This window comes from Nocardioides sp. QY071 (assembly GCF_029961765.1).
In the GTDB taxonomy this organism is placed as follows: domain Bacteria; phylum Actinomycetota; class Actinomycetes; order Propionibacteriales; family Nocardioidaceae; genus Nocardioides.
This window is the reverse complement of record NZ_CP124681.1, coordinates 4120859-4139271: the sequence shown is the minus strand read 5'-3', so window position 1 is coordinate 4139271 and position 18413 is coordinate 4120859. Positions and strand designations below refer to the sequence as shown.

Annotated in this window: 14 protein-coding genes; 11 read left to right on the top strand and 3 right to left on the bottom strand. The window is 72.4% G+C overall.

What is annotated here, in order from left to right; translation table 11 throughout:
• The first annotated feature begins 123 nt into the window (after nt 1-123).
• From QI633_RS19925 to QI633_RS19890, 8 genes are read left to right on the top strand one after another with little or no spacing between them, the layout of a single operon-like run.
• Nucleotides 124-945 carry an acetoacetate decarboxylase family protein gene (locus tag QI633_RS19925; RefSeq protein WP_141797776.1) on the top strand — a complete coding sequence of 274 codons (822 nt, stop codon included), beginning with the start codon at nt 124-126 and terminating at the stop codon, nt 943-945.
• Nucleotides 942-2480, top strand: a complete 1539-nt coding sequence (locus QI633_RS19920; protein WP_282426831.1) for an aldehyde dehydrogenase — start codon at nt 942-944, stop codon at nt 2478-2480. The genes QI633_RS19925 and QI633_RS19920 overlap by 4 nt, the downstream gene beginning before the upstream one ends.
• Nucleotides 2480-3439, top strand: coding sequence for a catechol 1,2-dioxygenase (locus QI633_RS19915; RefSeq protein WP_282426830.1), 960 nt, complete (start codon nt 2480-2482; stop codon nt 3437-3439). Before QI633_RS19920 ends, QI633_RS19915 begins: the two co-directional genes overlap by 1 nt.
• 22 nt (nt 3440-3461) lie before the next feature.
• Nucleotides 3462-4322: a fumarylacetoacetate hydrolase family protein gene (locus QI633_RS19910; protein WP_141797779.1), complete on the top strand. Its 861-nt coding sequence runs from the start codon at nt 3462-3464 to the stop codon at nt 4320-4322.
• A gap of 27 nt (nt 4323-4349) precedes the next feature.
• Nucleotides 4350-5282 carry a TIGR03619 family F420-dependent LLM class oxidoreductase gene (locus tag QI633_RS19905; protein WP_282426829.1) on the top strand — a complete coding sequence of 311 codons (933 nt, stop codon included), beginning with the start codon at nt 4350-4352 and terminating at the stop codon, nt 5280-5282.
• A complete protein-coding gene (locus tag QI633_RS19900; RefSeq protein WP_282426828.1) occupies nt 5279-5977 on the top strand; it encodes a gamma-glutamyl-gamma-aminobutyrate hydrolase family protein in 699 nt (232 codons plus the stop codon). The genes QI633_RS19905 and QI633_RS19900 overlap by 4 nt, the downstream gene beginning before the upstream one ends.
• The gene (locus QI633_RS19895; protein WP_282426827.1) at nt 5977-6819 is read left to right on the top strand and encodes an SDR family NAD(P)-dependent oxidoreductase; all 843 of its coding nucleotides are present in this window, start codon (nt 5977-5979) and stop codon (nt 6817-6819) included. The genes QI633_RS19900 and QI633_RS19895 overlap by 1 nt, the downstream gene beginning before the upstream one ends.
• Nucleotides 6819-8162 carry an aldehyde dehydrogenase family protein gene (locus QI633_RS19890; protein ID WP_282426826.1) on the top strand — a complete coding sequence of 448 codons (1344 nt, stop codon included), beginning with the start codon at nt 6819-6821 and terminating at the stop codon, nt 8160-8162. The genes QI633_RS19895 and QI633_RS19890 overlap by 1 nt, the downstream gene beginning before the upstream one ends.
• Before the next feature lie 9 nt (nt 8163-8171).
• On the opposite strand, the gene QI633_RS19885 is transcribed toward QI633_RS19890, so the two are convergent.
• Nucleotides 8172-8780, bottom strand: a complete 609-nt coding sequence (locus QI633_RS19885; RefSeq protein ID WP_282426825.1) for a TetR/AcrR family transcriptional regulator — start codon at nt 8778-8780, stop codon at nt 8172-8174.
• A gap of 96 nt (nt 8781-8876) precedes the next feature.
• On the opposite strand from QI633_RS19885, the gene QI633_RS19880 reads away from it, so the two are divergent.
• From QI633_RS19880 to QI633_RS19870, 3 genes are read left to right on the top strand one after another with little or no spacing between them, the layout of a single operon-like run.
• Nucleotides 8877-9635, top strand: a complete 759-nt coding sequence (locus QI633_RS19880) for an SDR family oxidoreductase (protein ID WP_141797784.1) — start codon at nt 8877-8879, stop codon at nt 9633-9635.
• Nucleotides 9632-10651: a phosphotransferase family protein gene (locus QI633_RS19875; protein ID WP_282426824.1), complete on the top strand. Its 1020-nt coding sequence runs from the start codon at nt 9632-9634 to the stop codon at nt 10649-10651. The genes QI633_RS19880 and QI633_RS19875 overlap by 4 nt, the downstream gene beginning before the upstream one ends.
• Nucleotides 10651-11892, top strand: a complete 1242-nt coding sequence (locus QI633_RS19870) for an acyl-CoA dehydrogenase family protein (protein WP_282426823.1) — start codon at nt 10651-10653, stop codon at nt 11890-11892. Before QI633_RS19875 ends, QI633_RS19870 begins: the two co-directional genes overlap by 1 nt.
• On the opposite strand, the gene QI633_RS19865 is transcribed toward QI633_RS19870, so the two are convergent.
• A complete protein-coding gene (locus QI633_RS19865) occupies nt 11889-15173 on the bottom strand; it encodes a hypothetical protein (protein WP_282426822.1) in 3285 nt (1094 codons plus the stop codon). The two genes, QI633_RS19870 and QI633_RS19865, sit on opposite strands and share 4 nt — an antisense overlap.
• Nucleotides 15170-18412: a hypothetical protein gene (locus QI633_RS19860; RefSeq protein WP_282426821.1), complete on the bottom strand. Its 3243-nt coding sequence runs from the start codon at nt 18410-18412 to the stop codon at nt 15170-15172. Before QI633_RS19860 ends, QI633_RS19865 begins: the two co-directional genes overlap by 4 nt.
• Nucleotide 18413 lies beyond the last annotated feature (1 nt).

The following is an 18413-nucleotide window of genomic DNA, read 5'->3' as shown; positions in this document are numbered from 1 at the left end:
AGATCGTTTGGATCCGAACAATATCCTCCGAAAATCTCCCGCGCAAGGGTGGTCTTTCGTCTTCGGGGTGGCTATCGTACGGATCCGAACGACCTGCACATCCTCGACCGGAGCTGAGGCCCGATGAACGACATGAAGGGGTTCTTCTTCCCCCGCACCGCGACCGGCCAGTCATCGCTGATCCCGTCGCCGCCGTGGTACTACTCCGGCGACCTGCTGACGGTGGAGTACCGCACGGACCCGGCCCGCGTCGCCGAGCTGCTGCCGGCTCCGCTCGAGCTCGCCCCGGAGGACCCGGGCGCCGTCGCGCTGATCTGGGCCGACTGGCAGTCCTGCTCCGGCACCCGCGAGGAGCTGCTCGACCCAGTGCGCTCGCAGTACAAGGAGGCGTTCGTCGTCGTCCGCTGCGCCTACGAGGGCGTGACCTACTCCCGCTGCGTCTACATCTGGGTCGACAAGGACTTCGCGATCGCCCGCGGCATGCACCAGGGCTATCCCAAGAAGCTCGGCTCGATGTGGCAGACCCGGCCGCACCCCTTCGCCCACGCCGCCCCACAGGTCGCCCCCGGCGGCGTCTTCGGTGCGACCCTCGCCGCCGGCGACCGCCGCCTCGCGCAGGCCGTGCTGACCCTCACCGACGAGTCGCCCACCAACGGCTTCGTCAACGGCCACCCGATGGCCCACCACCGCGTCTACCCGGGCATCGCCAAGGGCGCCCCGGACGCGTACGCCGAGCTCATCGCCTCGGGCTCCAGCTCCTTCGAGGCCGGCCCGGCGTACTCCGGCGACGTCGAGCTCGAGCTGTTCGAGTCCCCGACCGAGGAGCTGCACCGCCTCGAGGTGCAGGAGGTCATCGGCGGCTACTACCGCCAGGTCGGCGTCGTCTGGGACGGCGGCAGGACCCTGGCCACGAACTCCGACGGCACCTGGGAGGCAGCGCGATGACCGAGACCACCGACTTCCTGGTCGACGTCGACGGCGTCCAGGTCGACACCCGCCACTGGATCGGTGGCGAGCGGGTTGCCTCCGCCTCCACGTTCACCGACATCTCGCCGATCGACGAGCAGCCGATCGCCGAGGTCGCAGCCGGTACGTCGGCCGAGGTCGACGCCGCCGTCGCCGCCGCGCGGGCGGCCTTCCCCGCCTGGGCGGCGCTGCCCGTCGCAGAGCGCAGCGCGATCCTGCGCCGCGTCGCCGAGGGCGTCGAGGCCCGGGTCGAGGACCTGTCCCGGGTCGAGACGCGCGACAACGGCTCGCTGATCCGCAGCCACCGCCGCGGCGTGATGCCGCGCGTGGCCATGAACTTCCGGGCCTTCGCGGACTTCGCGGAGAACGAGCTCGGCCACCCCGACATGGAGGTCCCCGGCCGCGGCCACCGCGAGCGGGTCACCTACGACCCCGCCGGCGTCGTCGCGATCATCACGCCCTGGAACGCGCCGCTGATGCTCGCCACCTGGCGGATCGGCCCCGCGCTGGCCGCGGGCAACACCGTCGTGGTCAAGCCGCCGGAGTGGGCGCCGCTCACCGCGAGCCTGCTGGCCGACATCCTGCACGAGGCCGGCGTGCCCGCCGGCGTCTTCAACGTGGTCCAGGGCACCGGCGCCGAGGCCGGCGCGCCGCTGACCGCGCACCCCGGCATCAACCGGCTCGCGTTCACCGGCTCGGTCCCCACCGCCGGCGTGATCGCCAAGGCCGCGGCGACCAACATCGTGCCGCTGTCCTACGAGCTCGGTGGCAAGTCGCCCCTCCTCGTCTTCGAGGACGCCGACCTCGACCTCGCCGTCGAGATCGCGGTCGAGCAGTTCGACAACGCCGGCCAGGTCTGCCTCAAGGCCGCCCGGATGTACGTCCACTCCTCGCTGGCCGAGGAGTTCACCCGGCGGGTCGTCGAGGGTGCCGCCAAGCTCAACCAGGGCGACCCCCGCGACGAGGGCACCGACGTGTCCGCGCTGATCTCGCGCCGACACTTCGAGCAGATCTCCGGCTTCGTCGAGCGGGCCCTCGCCGACGGCGCCGAGCCGCTGCTCGGCGGCGGTCCCAATGACGAGCTCGGCGGCCTCTACTTCCGTCCGACCATCCTGGTCGGCGCGAAGAAGGACTCCGAGATCATGACCGAGGAGGTCTTCGGGCCGGTCGTCACGATCAGCACCTTCGAGACCGAGGAGGAGGCCGTCACGATGGCCAACGACACCCCCTTCGGCCTCGCCGCGACGATCGTCACCGGCGACCGTGACCGCGCGGAGCGGGTCTCCGCGGCCCTCGACGCCGGCACCGTCTGGGTCAACTGCTTCTTCGTGCGCGACCTCAACGCCCCGTTCGGCGGCAACGGCAAGTCGGGCATCGGACGCGAGGGCGGGATCTGGTCGTTCGACTTCTACACCGACATCAAGAACAGCGTCTTCTCGCCGACCGGCTGGACGACTCCGGAGGTCGAGGAGGTTGCGCAGCAACCGTCACGAGACCAGGGAGGGGATTCCTGATGGGTGAGGTCGTCGGCGCGGGACTGATCGCGCACGTCCCCACGATCGTGCTGCCGGAGGAGATCCGGCGCGAGCTCAACAACGGCGAGGACACCACGCTGGTCTCCGGCCTGCAGCAGCTGCGCCGCGAGGTCTTCGACGTCCTCGACTACGACACCGTCGTGGTCCTCGATTCCCACTGGGCGACCACCGTCGAGTGGGTCGTCACCGCCCAGGACCGCCGCAGCGGGCTGTTCACCTCCGAGGAGCTGCCCCGTGGCATGGAGCGGCGCCACTACGACTTCGCCGGCGACCCCGAGCTCGCGCACCTGATCGCGAGCAAGGCCGCCGAGAACTCCACGTGGATCACCGCGATCGACGACCACAGCCTGCCGATCTTCTACGCCACCACCAATGTGTGGGAGTACCTCGGCCAGGGCCTGCCCGAGAAGAAGTGGATCTCGATCGGCGTGTGCCAGACCGCCGACGGCGAGGACGCACTGCGGCTGGGTCGCGCCCTCGGCGCGGCCATCGCCGAGTCCGACCGCAAGGTCCTGCTCATCGCGTCCGGCGCCATGTCCCACACCTTCTGGGGGCTGCGCCAGCTGCGTGACCACGAGGCGTCGGGCGTCGAGCACCTCTTCACGCCGGAGGCCGCGGCCGCCGACGCCGAGCGGATCGACTGGTTCAAGAACGGCGACCACGCCCGCGTGCTCGACACGATGGACGAGTTCTACAGGTTCAAGCCCGAGGCCCGCTTCCAGCACTACCTGATGATGATCGGCGCCCTCGGCGAGGGCGACTGCACCGCGCCCGGCCGCCAGTACGGCGAGTACGAGAACTCCATCGGCACCGGCCAGGTCCACCTCTGGTTCGACCGTCCCGAGGGCGGCTTCCCCGCCGCCCGCACCACTCCCACCGACCCCGACTACGTGCGCCAGATGGGCGGCGCCGGTGCCGACGTACCGGCAGCCGGCTGAGCCGACCGAGAGGAACCCTGAGATGACCACCGAGTACCGCCGGATCCTCCTCGACGGCAACGCCGTCGACGTACGCCGCGACGGCGAGACCCTCGTCGCCGGCGACGGCCGCACCGTCGCCATCGCCGACGCCACCCACCTCCCGCCGGTGACGCCGAGCAAGATCGTCTGCGTCCACCTCAACTACTCCTCGCGCGTGGAGGAGATGATGACCAAGCTGCCGCCCGCGCCGACGTACTTCCACAAGCCGGTCTCCGCGCTCAACGCGCACGAGTCGGCCGTCGTGCGCCCGCAGGGCTGCAAGTGGCTCAACTACGAGGGCGAGATCGCGATCATCATCGGCAAGACCGCGCGCAACATCTCGCCCGAGGAGGCCGGCGACTACATCCGCGGCTACTCCATCGGCAACGACTACGGCCTGCACGACTTCCGCGACACCGACTCCGGCTCGATGCTGCGGGTCAAGGGCGCCGACACGCTGTGCCCGGTCGGCCCCGGCATCGTCGAGGGCTGGGACTTCCACGACAAGCGGATCCGCACGATCGTCAACGGTGAGGTGCGCCAGGACGGCAACACCAACGAGATGAAGTGGGACATGCACTACCTCGTCGCCGACATCGCGCGCACCATCACGCTGCAGCCCGGCGACATCCTGATGTCCGGCACCCCGGCGATCTCGCGCACCGTCTACCCCGGCGACGTCGTCGAGGTCGAGGTCGAGGGCCTCGGCACCCTTCGCAACCACATCGTCGAGGGCCCGACCCCGATCCGCAGCGACGTCGGCGCGCAGCCGACCGAGAGCGAGGAGGTCCTCTCGACCGCCAAGGGTGGCGACTGGGAGTTCCGCGGCATCCGCAAGCCCGACCTCTCGAACACCCACTGAGCCTGCGCCGCTCTGGAAGGACGTGCCGTGCCCGCACCTCGCATGCTGATGATCCTCAGCGAGAACTGGACCCTCACCGACGGTCGCAACCTGAACGACCTGGTCACCTGGTCCCGGATCGCGGAGGACACCGGCTTCGACTCGGTGATGATCTCCGAGCACGTCGTCCTCGGCCGCGACGCCAGCGACAAGGGCGTGATGGGCAACCCGCGTGACTACGCGGCGCCCGGCAACCAGGACCCGATGATGCCCTGGCCCAACTCGCTGATGCTGTTCTCGGCGATCGCCTCGGTCACCGAGCGGATCCGGCTGGTCGGTGCGGCGGTGCTCGCGCCGCTGCGTCACCCGCTGATGCTGGCCCGCGAGCTCGGCACCCTCGACCTGATCTCGGAGGGACGCCTGGTCGTGCAGCCGAGCGTCAGCTGGAGCAAGGACGAGTACGCCGCGCTCGGCGTACCGTTCCGCGAGCGCGGCAGGATCCTCAGCGAGCAGCTCGAGGTGATGAGGCTCGTCTTCGGGCAGTCTCCGGCCACCCACCACGGCGAGTACTTCGACTTCGAGGACATCTACCTCGAGCCGAAGGCGTTCCGGCCCGAGGGGCCGCGGATGTGGTTCGGCGGCCAGAAGGCGCACGGCGCGGTCGTCGAGCGGATCGTGAAGTACGGCCACGGCTTCCACCCGTTCGGCCGCCCCACGGCCGAGGACCTGCAGGTCATCAAGGACGCGATGGCCGAGGCCGGCCGCGACATGGCGGAGCTGGAGATGGTCGGGGGAGTGCGCTACTCCTTCCCCGACGACCACTCGCGGGCCGACCTCGGCGCGTCGATGGACTCGATCCCCGAGCAGCTCGAGCAGGGCTTCACCACCATCTGCATCAAGCCGTCGATGTATATCGACGACCAGAAGGAGATGGAGGCGTTCTGCAAGGACGTCATGAAGCGGGCCGAGGCGCTGGCATGACGCGACGACTGCTGGTCATCGGCCACGACTACCTCGAGACCGCCGGTTCGATCGAGGGACGCTTCGCCGATCGCGGCTATGCGATCGAGAGCGTCCGCGTCGTGCCGGCCGACCGGATCGACGACCCGGGCGTGGACTTCGACTTCCCCGACCCGCGGGAGTACGACGCCGTCCTGGTGCTCGGCGCACGGTGGAGCTCCTACAGCGACACGGTGGCGTCGTGGGTGAAGCCCGAGACCGAGCTGCTGCGCAGCGCTGACGAGGCCGGCGTTCCGGTGTTCGGGATCTGCTTCGGCGGCCAGATGCTCGCCCAGGCGCACGGCGGGTCGGTCGCGGCCTCCCCGGTCCCCGAGATCGGCCCCAGCGTCGTCGCCGGCGTCCCCGCCGTCGCGGGCGTGTGGACGCAGTGGCACTCCGACCGGTTCACGCCACCGCACGACGCGACGGTGGTCGGCGCCAACGGCGCGGCACCCCAGGCGTTCGTGCTCCGTCGCAACCTCGCTGTCCAGTTCCACCCCGAGGTCGACGCCGACAACGTCCAGGGCTGGCTCGACGACGGCGGTGTCGAGGATGCCCGCAGCCGTGGCTTCGACCCTGACGTCGTGATCGAGCACGTGCGCTCGCTCGACGCCGACATCCCGGCCCGCGCGGCGGCGTTGGTCGACTACTTCCTCGACGAGGTGGCGACGAGCTGATGGTCACCACCGACCGCAGGGTCGTCATCGTCACCGGCGGCGGCACCGGCATCGGCGCCGCCGTCACCCGCCTGCTCGCCGCCGGCGGGGACCAGGTGGTCATCTGCGGGCGCCGGGAGGCCCCGCTGCGCGCGGTCGCCGACGAGACACGTGCTGATGTCGAGGCCCACGTCGTGGTCGCCGACGTCAGCGAGGCGGAGGGCGTCGCCCGGGTCGTCGACGACACGATCGCCGCCTTCGGCCGGCTCGACGGGCTCGTGATCAACCACGGGATCATCCACGTCGGCCGGGTCGACGAGGTCACCCCCGAGCAGTGGGACGACACCCTCCGGGTCAACCTCACCTCGCCGTTCCTGCTCGTCCGGGCCGCGCTCCCGCACCTGCTCGCCGCGCGCGGCGCGGTCGTCGCCGTCTCCTCGGTCGCCGCGCTGCGCGCCAGCGACGGGATGGCGGCGTACTCCGCCAGCAAGGCTGGCCTCCTCCTGCTCACCCAGTCCCTCGCCGTCGACCACGGCCGCGACGGGCTGCGTGCCAATGCGATCTGCCCCGGCTGGACCGCCACCGAGATGGGCGACATGGAGATGGACGAGCTGGGTGCCGAGCGGGGGATCTCCCGCGACGACGCCTACCGGCTCGCGACGGCCGTCGTCCCCCAGCGCCGGGCGGCCCACCCCGACGAGATCGCGGCGTCCGTCGGCTGGCTGCTGTCCGACGCGGCGTCGTACGTCAACGGCGTGGTGCTGCCCGTCGACGGCGGCTCCTGCATCGTCGACCCCGGCACCCTCGCCCTCGATCCCCGCGTGTCCGTCGATCTCTCCTCCCCTCGCCACCAGGAGTCCTGATGAGCAAGTACGCCGTCCGCAACCCCGCCACCGGCGAGGTTCTCGAGACCTTCCCGACCGCCACTGACGCGGAGGTCACCGCGGCGGTCGCCGCAGCGGCCGCCGCCCACGAGGCCTGGGGCCGGGAGACCTCGGTGGCCGAGCGCGCCGCCGCGATCGCGCGGGTCGCCGAGCTGCACCGCGAGCGCGCCGACGAGCTCGCGGAGGCGATCAACCTCGAGATGGGCAAGGCGCTCGGCGCCGCCAAGGGCGAGGTGCTCTTCTCCGCCGACATCTACCAGTACTACGCCGACCGTGCCGAGACACTGCTCGCCGACCAGCCGATCGAGCTGCTCAGCGGCGAGGGCCACGCGCTCATCCGCCGCCAGTCGGTCGGCGCGCTGCTCGGGATCATGCCGTGGAACTACCCGGTCTACCAGGTGGCCCGCTTCGCCGCGCCCAACCTTCTGCTCGGCAACACCATCGTCCTCAAGCACGCCGCCCAGTGCCCGCGCTCGGCCGCGCTGCAGGCGCAGATCTTCGTCGACGCCGGGCTGCCCGAGGGTGCCTACGTCAACATCTACGCCACCAGCGACCAGATCGCCGAGGTGATCGCCGACCCGCGCATCCACGGCGTCTCGCTGACCGGCTCCGAGCGCGCCGGCTCGATCATCGGCGAGCTGGCCGGACGGCACCTGAAGAAGTGCGTCCTCGAGCTCGGCGGCGCCGACCCGTTCGTGCTGCTCTCGACCGACGACCTCGAGAGCGCCGTCGACGACGCCCTCTCGGCCCGCACCGGCAACGTCGGCCAGGCCTGCAACGGCGCCAAGCGGTTCGTCGTCGTCGACGAGCTGTACGACGCCTTCGTCGGCCTGCTCAACGACAAGATCGCCACCGCCGGCAACGGCGCCCCGCTCTCCTCGGTCGGTGCCGCCGAGGAGCTCGCCGGCCAGGTCGCGGCGGCGGTCTCGGCAGGCGCGAGCCTGGTCTCGGCGGGCGAGCGCGACGGCGCCTTCCACCCGGTCGGCGTCCTCACCGACGTCGCGCCCGAGAACCCGGCGTACCACCAGGAGTTCTTCGGCCCGGTCGCCATGGTCTTCCGCGCCGCCGACGAGGCGGACGCCGTACGCATCGCCAACGACACGCCCTACGGCCTCGGCTCGTACGTCTACACCACCGACCCCGAGCAGGCCGACCGCGTGGCCAGCGCGCTCGAGGTCGGCATGGTGTTCGTCAACGGCGTGGGCCTGGAGGCCGTCGAGCTGCCCTTCGGTGGCGTGCGGCTCTCCGGCTACGGCCGCGAGCTCGGCACCCTCGGCATCGACGAGTTCGTCAACAAGAAGATGATCCGCGTCGCCCGCTGATCCGCGGGGTCAGGTGCGACCCGACCCCGGGTCCGCGCCGACCAGGCGCAGCGACAGGTCGGAGTAGTAGTCGCCGATCTGGTCGGGCGTCCACTCGCCGTCCTCGCGGTACCAGCGGGCGATGTCGACGCTCAGCGACGCCAGCGCGGTCGCGGCCAGTGCCGGGTCGGGCGTGTCGAACACGCCGGCCCGCACCCCCTCGCGGACCAGGTCGCGCAGCTCGCGGTCGATGCCGGTGCGCAGCTCGTCGATGACCGCTCGGTGCTCGTCGCTGAGTGCGGCGAGCTCGTAGTTGAGGATCCGCGCGACCGTGTGGTGGTGGGCGTGGTAGGTCGCGAAGGCCCGTCCCACCGCGGCCACCTGGGCCACCGGGTCAGGCGAGGAGGCGCGCGCCTCGCGCACGACGTCGAGCGCGTGCTGGTGGCCTTCGTGCGAGATGAGGAACAGCAGCTCCTCCTTGGACTTGTGGTGCACGTAGACCGCGGCCGGGCTCATCCCGGCCGCGCCCGCGATGTCGCGGGTGGTCGTGCCGTGGAAGCCCTTCTCGGAGAACGCCGTGACGGCCGCCTCGAGCAGCCGGGCGCGGGTGGCCTCGGCGCGGGAGGGAGTGGTGGTCATCTCATTCCTCAGGGGCTTGACGGAGTTCGGCCTTGCCGTGCACAGTTACGCTACACGCTAAGCAAGCGCTTAGTAACTCAATCGGAGCGAGGCAACGTGAGCACCAGGTTCGAGGGCAAGACCGCGATCGTCACCGGAGCGAGCCGGGGGATCGGCCTCGCGATCGCCGAGCGCCTGGTCGCCGAGGGTGCGCGGGTGGTCATCACCGGGCGCGGCAAGGAGGCCCTCGACGAGGCGGTGGTCGCTCTCGGCGGGCCGGCGGTGGCGCTCGGCGTGGCCGGCAAGGCCGACGACGCGGAGCACCGCGCGGACGTCGTACGCCAGGCGATCGAGACGTTCGGCAGCGCCGACCTGCTCGTCAACAACACCGGCATCAACCCGGTCTACGGGCCGATGATCGAGCTCGACCTCGACGCCGCGCGCAAGATCGTCGAGGTCAACTGCCTGGCCACCCTGGCCTGGACCCAGCAGGTGCACGGGGCCTGGATGAAGGAGCACGGTGGGGCCGTCGTGAACATCTCGTCGGTCTCGGGGGTGAAGCCCGCCCCCGGCATCGGGATGTACGGCGCCAGCAAGGCCATGCTCATCTCGATGACCGAGCTGCTGGCCGTCGAGCTCGGTCCGGACGTCCGGGTCAACGCCGTCGCCCCCGCGGTCGTGAAGACGAAGTTCGCGGGCGCCCTCTACGAGGGTCGCGAGGCCGACGTGGCCGCCCAGTACCCGCTCCAGCGGCTCGGCGAGCCCGACGACATCGGCAGCGTCGTCGCCTTCCTGCTCTCCGACGACGCCGCGTGGCTGACCGGCCAGGCGGTGGTCGTCGACGGCGGCCTCACGCTGACCGGAGGTGTCGAGTGAATCCGCCGGGCCTCGACCTCGACGCCCTCGGCGCCTGGCTGACGACCGCTGTCCCCGGCGCCGGCTCGACCCTCACCGCAGAGCTGATCGCGGGCGGCAAGTCCAACCTGACCTTCGTCGTCTCCGACGGCTCCTCGGAGTGGATCGTGCGGCGCCCGCCGCTCGGCCACGTGCTCGCCACCGCCCACGACATGGGCCGCGAGTACCGCGTCATGTCGGCGCTCCAGGGCACCGCCGTGCCCGTCCCGCGCACCGACGCGTTCTGCTCGGACCCCGCGGTCATCGGGGCGGACTTCTACGTGATGGAGCGGTGCACCGGGACGCCGTACCGCCGGGCCGCGGAGCTCAGCGAGCTCGGTGCCGACCGCACCCGCGCGATCTCCGAGAACCTCGTCGACATCCTCGCCGACCTCCACGCGGTGGCGCCGGAGGAGGTCGGGCTGGCCGACTTCGGCCGTCCCGAGGGCTTCCTCGGCCGCCAGGTCGCGCGCTGGCGCAAGCAGCTCGACGCCTCCCGCACCCGTGACCTGCCCGCCGCCGACGAGCTGCACCGCCGGCTCGCCGCGACCGTCCCCACCGAGTCGGCGACCGGCATCGTCCACGGCGACTTCCGGCTCGACAACGTGCTGGTCGACACCACCGACGGGGCGGACCGGGCGACCGCCGTACTCGACTGGGAGATGGCGACCCTCGGCGACCCGCTCACCGACCTGGCGCTGATGCTCACCTACCACCGGCTCGCCGAGTCGATCGGGGAGGCCGTGGCGGACGCCTCGAGCGCTCCCGGCTTCCTGGCCGAGGACGCGATCGTCGCGCGGTACGCCGCCGCCAGCGACCGCGACCTGTCCGGCTTCGGCTGGTACCTCGGCCTTGCGGCCTTCAAGCTCGCTGCCATCCTCGAAGGCATCCACTACCGCTTCCTCGCCGGCCAGACCGTCGGCGAGGGGTTCGACGACATCGGCGCCGCGATCCACCCCCTGCTCGACGCCGGCCTCACCGCAATGAAGGAGAACTGATGGACTTCGGATTCGACGCCCGCACCGAGGAGCTGCGGGCCACGATGCTCGCCTTCATGGACGAGGTCGTGTACCCCGCGGAGGCGGTGTTCGAGGAGCAGTTCGCGCAGCTGAAGGACCCGTGGGCCTGGGACTCGACCCCGGTGATCCAGGAGCTGCGTGCCGAGGCCCGCAAGCGCGGCCTGTGGAACCTCTTCCTGCCCGGTGAGCACGACGGCGTCGAGGGCGCCGGCCTGAGCAACGTGCAGTACGCCGCGCTGGCCGAGATCTCGGGCCGGTCCATCCACCTGGCGCCGCCGGCGATGAACTGTGCGGCCCCCGACACCGGCAACATGGAGGTGCTGCACCTGTTCGGCACCGAGGCGCAGAAGAAGCAGTGGCTCGAGCCGCTGCTGGACGGCGAGATCCGCTCCGCGTTCGCGATGACCGAGCCCGACGTGGCGTCCTCGGACGCCACCAACATCGCTCTGTCGATCGTCCGTGACGGCGACGAGTACGTCCTCAACGGCCGCAAGTGGTGGATCACCGGCGCGATGAACCCCAACTGCAGGATCTTCATCGTGATGGGCAAGACCGACCCGGCCGCGGAGCGGCACCGTCAGCAGTCGATGATCCTGGTCCCGCGCGACACCCCGGGGCTCGAGGTCGTGCGCGGCATGCACGTCATGGGCTACGACGACCACGAACACGGCGGCCACGCCGAGCTGCGGTTCACCGACGTCCGGGTCCCGGCGAGCAACCTGATCGGTGAGGAGGGCGGCGGGTTCGGCATCGCCCAGGCCCGCCTCGGGCCCGGCCGGATCCACCACTGTATGCGCTCGATCGGCATCGCCGAGCGGGCCATCGAGCTGATGTGCGAGCGCGCGGAGTCGCGGGTGGCGTTCGGCCGCCCGATCGCCGACCAGGGCACGGTCCGCACCTGGATCGCCGAGTCGCGGGTCAAGCTCGAGCAGCTGCGGCTGCTGGTGCTGAAGACCGCGTGGCTGATGGACACCGTCGGCAACAAGGGAGCGCACACCGAGATCCAGGCGATCAAGATCGCCACCCCCGAGACCGTCCAGTGGATCCTCGACAAGGCGATCCAGGTCCACGGCGCCGGCGGCCTCTCGCAGGACTTCCCGCTGGCGAACATGTACGCCGGGATCCGCACCCTGCGCTTCGCCGACGGTCCCGACGAGGTGCACAAGAACGCGCTGGCCAAGGCCGAGCTGCGCCGCCAGGCCGCGCGGCGCGGGGCCTAGGGGACGGGGACGAGCTCGGTGTAGACGACCCGCTCGCCGAGCTCGCCCGAGGCAGCGATGGCGCCGTCGAGGGTCAGCGCCTCCTCGACCTCGCGGACCCGCAGCCGGATCCGGTCGCCGGTCGCCCTGGGCACGGTGATCGGTACGCCGAGCCGTCCGGTGACCGCAGTGCCGACGGCGGTCCAGGCCACCAGGCCCTCGGGGGCCGCGCCGAGCACGCTGACCTCGGCGTCACCGGCGCCGGCGAGCGTCTCCACGATGACGTCGACGCGGTTGGTGACCGGGCCGGCGGGTCCGAGACCCTCCAGCGTGACGACGAGGTCGGCGCCGGTGGTGTCGACGGTGAGGGTGCGGTCCGGCAGCAGCTGGACGAGGTCGGTGCGCACCACCGTCGACACGGCGTGCGCGTCGTCGATGCTGGACGGCTGGAAGCGGGTCAGGGCGAGCCGCACGAAGGGCCGGTAGGACGCCGCGGCGGGACCGGGCAGCGCGACGTCGGCGGCCCAGCGGTCGCCGACCAGCGCGGCATCGACCCCGAGCACGCTCACCGGTCCGGCCTCGGGGTGCTGGACCGTGACCGGCGTCCCGGCGAGGTCCGAGGCGGAGAGCACGCGGTCCGCGAGCGGGGGCGTGTCCCACACCGGGTCGCGGCCGATCTCGCACCGCTCCACCACGACACCGAGCTGCTCACCCTCGCCGGAGAGGAACCAGGGGCGGGCCAGCTCGACCCGCAGCAGGCCGCCGCGCCGGTGACGTCGCAGCAGGCCGCCCTCGACCTGGCTCGTGTCGGCGAACGCCGGCACGGTGGCGTGGATGACCGGTGGCGCCGGTCGGGCCGTGTTGGGCACGCTCACCGCGGGCAGCTCCGCGAGGGTGACGAACTGCGCGGCGTCCTCGTCGGGGCGGTACAGGTGCCGGAACCTGCTGACGGCGGTCAACGTGTAGGCCACCTGCCGGTGCCGGGTGTCGCCGAGCTCGTGGACGAGGACGGCGCGCAGGGCGTCGTCCCCGCGGTCGATCAGGACGTCCTGAACCTTCACCCCGCTCCGTGGGGTGCGGACGTCGTCATCGACCTCGGTCCAGGCCGCCGTGACCTGCAGCTGGACCGTGCTGTTCGCGTGCACGCCCAGCAGCGGGCTGCTGGGAGCCAGGACCGCGGACGTGCCGTCGGGCCGGCGCTGCGGCTGGAGTGCTCCGGACGGAACCGCCAGCGGACGTCGTACGGCGTGCACCAGGGTCAGCTCGTGCGCCGGGGAGGCCATCGGGTGCCGGCCGTTGAGCACCGGATTGCCGTCGTCGGGTGACCCGCTGCGCCAGTGGTGGACGGCGAGATGGCTGTCGAAGCCGTCCTTGAGGAAGGACGACAGGGCGAGGGTGAGCTGCTCGGCGGGGGCGAGCCGCACCCGTACGACGGCGCCGGTGGGGTCGAGCCGGACCGGCTGGTCCGCCGTCACCTCGACCGCCTCGAGCGTGAGTGTCTTGGGTGCCGCGTCGGGCCACTCGCCGGCCCAACCGGGCTGCTCGGTACGGGCGTCCAGGCTGCCCGGCTCCGGGACCGGGAAAAGGGTGATCCCCTCCGCGGCCGGGTCGGGGAGCCCGGTCTCCAGGGCCCGCAGGACGTGGCCGAACGTCGTGCTGTCCGACCCGTCGAGCATGCCGTGCTGCTCGGCGATGTCCAGCGTGGTGAGGGGCGCGGCGAGCACCCGTGCGTGGTGGGCGGGGTAGTCGGGCGCGTCGGAGCGCACCACCAGGTGGTCGACGGACCCGCCCGGACCCAGGTCGGTCGGGTCGTGACCCTCGGCCAGGGTCACGGTGGGCGGCAGCACCGGCTCGTGCCGGACGTAGGTGACCGCCGGCGTGCCGTGGGTGGAGTCCGGGTCCTCCGGCACGACGCCCGTCCCGGCCAGGTCGGCGACCCGGGCGCGCAGGTGGTAGCTGGTCCCGAACCGGAGGGGCAGCAGGGAGCCGCGGGGGACCTCGAAGGTCCAGTCGAAGTCGAACGGCAGCGACGCGCGCTCGGGAGCCGAGCCGCGGCGGTCCGGCCGGGAGGAGGGCGCGGCGAGGCTCCACCCGGTCCAGCGCGCCACGACCTCGTCGGCGCGCAGCACGTCGTCCTCGTGCCGGACGGCGGCGTTGAACTTGATGTGCCCCTCCTCCTCGGGCGGCCCGGGGAGGTCGCGGCCCCCGACCCGGTAGGTCGCCTCGCGGCGGTTCAGCGAGGTCCAGGTCTCCGCTCCGCGTCGTCGTACGTCGAGCCGCAGCCCCAGCATCAGGTCCTCGGCGTGCAGCGGCTCGGCCTCCTCGAGCGAGGGCGCCTCGTTCACCGCGTTCGCCCGCGTCCTGCGGATCGCGAGGTCGTCGGCGAGCCCGTTGCGCATCAGGACCACCCCGGCCGAGCGCAGCGCGGGAAGGCTCGCCGGTGGTCCGCCGGCCGGAACCTGCGCGGTCACGGTGCGAGCGGCGTCGCGCAGTCGGCCCACGGCGCCGTCCACGTCGAGCGTGGTGGTGGCGAAGGCAGCCGTGTCGCCCAGGTCCAGGACGCCGGCGCGCACCAGCCGGGTGGACGCCGGGAGCAGCCCGCGGTTCTCGTCCACCTCGTAGGCGGCACGCGGCGAGACGACCTCGGGCAGGCCGGCCGGCGGGTTCGGCCACCGGACGAGCAGCGTGCCGGTCCTGCCGAGCTCCCCGGTCAGCGGCAGGTCGAAGACCAGCCCGAGGTTGCGGAGCACCGCGGGGTGCTCGCGCAGCAGGGACAGGACCTGGTGGAAGTCGGCCGGGCCCCGGCCGCCGCGCGGTGTCGCCGGCGCGGGTGCGGGCTCAGCGGTGTCGCCGGGCTCGGCGACCCAGTTGGCCGCGAGCTCGCCGGCCACGGTGCCCTGGAAGGAGTCGGGCGCGGAGCTACCCGCCGTGAGCGAGGCGTTCGCGGCAGCCGCGTAGGTGGCCTCGACCGCGGCCGCCTGGGCCGTGCTCCGGGTGACGGTCGGCGCGGCGCCGATGACCGGGGTGCCCACCGGCAGGACCGGGAGCGCGGCGAAGAACGCCGTCCAGGCCGCCGGGTCGGCCTCGTGCACCGGCTGCACCGGCTGGGCCGGCTGGGCCGTGGGGGTGCCGGCGTCGACCGTCACCTCGAACGACGCGTCGGCGAGCAGCCCGGGCCAATCGGCGAGCGGGGTCGCGGCGACCGAGTCGGCGGCGTCGAGCTCGGGAACGACCACGACCCGGACCACGGGGGAGCCGGTGGCGGTGGTCCCGGGGACCGGGACCAGGATCAGGCGGCTCATGCCGCACCGTAGGCGTCGCGGTACCTCTGCCAGTCCGGCAGCGTGGGCGGTGGCACGGAGATGGAGGAGGACGGTGGGATCGCCGCGGCCTCCGCTCCGCCGATGAAGGTGTACTCCCCGCTGTCCAGCTCGATGGAGCCCGACCAGAACGTCACGTCGATCTCGATCACGGCGGTGGCCCTGCCGGTGAGACGCGGTGCGTCGTACGTCAGCTCGACGCGGAGCTCCACGGTGACCGAGACGAGACCGAGGACGTCGACACTCCCGCCGATCCGCAGGAACCCGCTGACCTTGACCTCGTCGCCGACCAGGTTGAACCGGACGCCGCCGAGTGCGTGGACCTCGGCCTTCGCGATCCCGACGTTGATCGCGACGGCGGCACCGAAGTCCAGCGACGCCTCGAGGGTCCGGATGCCGCCGTTGTCGATCTCGAACACGAGGTAGCCGCCGCCGCCGAAGACCGAGACGCCGAGGTGGAACGGCTTGTCCCGGCTGGCGAACGCCAGGGTGGTCACGATCGGCCGGCCGTCGAAAGGTACGTCGACGGCGGCACGGACCGCGATGTTCTGCATCAGGAACATCCCGGCGGTGACCTCGGGGACCGCGAGCGTGTAGTCGACGCTCATCCCGTCGGCCGAGGTGCGCACCCGCGGCGCGACGTCGTCGAGCTGCACCGCGCTCTGCAGGGCCTCGAGCAGCCCCAGGTCGCCACCGATGCGCACCTTGAGCCCCTGGACGTCGAGGTCGGGCGGCCGGCCGGGCTCCTGGGTGAACCGCAGGGAGGCGAAGTCCAGCCGGACCAGCTCGACGGGACCGGGTGGCAGGACCAGCGCGAACTCGTCGAGGTGACAGGTGGTCGTGGTCGCGGCCGGAGAGGTGACGACGCTCAGCTCGAGCTTCGTCCGTCCCGGTGTGACCCGCAGCGGGCCGTGGTCCTCGAGGGTGAGGTCGCTCCACGACATCCGGGCGCCGCCACCCGGCTCCGGGACGATGGTCAGGGGCTTGGGCACCGCCTCGGTGAGCGGCGCGAGCAGTGCGCCGAGCGGCATGCCGAGCAGCGTGGTGGCGCCGAAGACGGTCGACAGGTCGGGCTGCTGCGGCAGCAGGCCGACGAGCGCGCCGGCGGGCACCGGGCCGTGCAGCCGGGACAGTACGTCGGCGGTGAACTCGGGGGCGACCAGGCCGCCGGCGCGGTCCGCTGCTGTCCGGAAGCTCACCTCGACCCGGTCGCGCAGCTCGAGCACGGCGTGCTCGGCCTCGCCGCGGAGCCGGTAGGCCTCGCGGTAGGCGACGTTCACGGCACCGTCGGCCCCCGGGACCAGCTCCTGGACGGCGGCGAGCAGCACCTGTGCCTCCTCGACGACCGCGCGGAAGCCGGAGCCGTCGTGCCCTCCACCGAAGCTGAGCCGCTGGACGGGCAGCACGTCGTTGGGCGCCGGCGTAGCGTCGCGGACCAGGTCGACCGGGATGCCCGGCACCGCCGCGTGCCGGCCCTGCTCCTCGCCCCACCGCAGCGCGATCTCGTCACGGACGTCCTGTTCCGACAGCGGTGCGAACGCGTGCCAGTCGGCACTCTCGCCGAGGTCCTCGTCGTGCAGGAACAGCACCGGCATGGTCAGGTGCAGGCCGTCGCACCGGATCGGCAGCCGGAGCGTCGTACCGTCCTGCCCGAGCGGCCAGACGGCCACCGGATGGACCTGCTGCGCCTCCGCCTCGACCGCCTCGATCTCGCTGACGCGACGCGGTACGTCGACCCGCAGCTGGCGCACCCGCGCCACCGCGTCCCCGAGCGCACCGCCGGCGGCGAGGAACGAGTCCTCGTCCACCAGTGCCTCGATCGCCACCCGGGTGCTCTCGTCGATGGCGGCGATCTGCGCCTCCAGCGGCCCGGCCTGCGCCACCAGGCCGTTGAGGAAGTCCTGGTCCCGTTGCCCCCACGGATCGGGGTTCGCATCGCCGGGAACCTCCACCTGCTGGGTCGTCGTCGAGGGCTCGCCGTCGGGGCCGATGAAGGTCACCTCCTCGATCTCGAAGTGCGGCGGATGAGCCGCGTCCCACGCGGCGGAGTCGGCCTGGCGCTGCTGCTGGCGCCCGATCTCGTCGAGGATCGGGGCGAGCTGCGAGGCCGGCCCTGCCTTCTCCGCCTCGCCGCCCGCGGCGATGGCCTGCCTCGTCTCCTCGACCAGGGGCGCGATCGCGGCCTCGGCCTCCTGCAGCTGCTGCTGGAGCCCGACCTTCTCCTCGTGCAGGGCGTCCAGGCTCTGGGGCAGTCGCTGCCGGGAGACGACGGTGCGCTCGCCCGGGACGCCGAGCGGCACCACCCGTTCGAGGACCTCCACCTCGTCGAAGGGCAGCTGCCGGGCCAGCACCGCGTCGGTGGACCTGCCCCGGACCGGGTCCGCCACGATCAGCCAGCTCTCCTCCTGCAGGCCGGCATCGGCGGGTCCACCGCCCGCGGGCAGCAGCTGGCGCTGCGACGTCTTGACCAGCACCGCCCGGTGCCCGAAGGGATACAGCAGCCCGCGGCTCTCGGTGCGCACCGCCATGTCGCGGCCGAGCACCACCTGGTGGTCCCACGAGAACGCCGGCCAGTCACCGCTCGCCGACATCGTGCCGCCCAGCGGGCTCAGGTCGAGGTAGGGAGCCGTCGGTGGCGCGGCGGGCGCGGACGCTTGGGCGAACAGGATGTCGCGGTGTCCCTGGTCCAGCGGGGGGAGGAGGCCCTCGACGTCCGGGTCGGTGCCGATCGGCACCAGGGCGAGCCCTCCGGCGGCCTCGAGGCGGAGGTGCCACAGGCCGCTCACCCCGTTCGGGGCGAGGGGCGAGGTGGCCGAGAGGTCACACCGGAGGACGTCGCCGGCCACCGCGGGTCGCGGGGCGAACCTGATGTGCCACGGCAGCTCCACCGACAGCGGCTCCGCACCGCTCGGCGCGTCGTCGTGCACGACGGGTGCCGTCGCCAGGGCCGAGAGCACGCCGTCGGCCGTCAGCGGTACGACGGTGCCCGCCGCGACCGCGAACGTGAGCCGGCTGGGCCCGCCGACCCTCGCGACCGACAGGACACCGGCGGCCCACGGGGCCTCGGCCGTGGCCTGAGGAGGCAGCGTCACCTCGATCCGCGCCGTCGCCGAGGTGGCGGTGACACCCGCCGGCCCGGCCTCGAAGCCCAGGAACCGCAGGGCGGCGACCGCCAGGTCCGCGGGGCGGACGAGCAGCAGGCGCACGTCGTCGATGGTCATG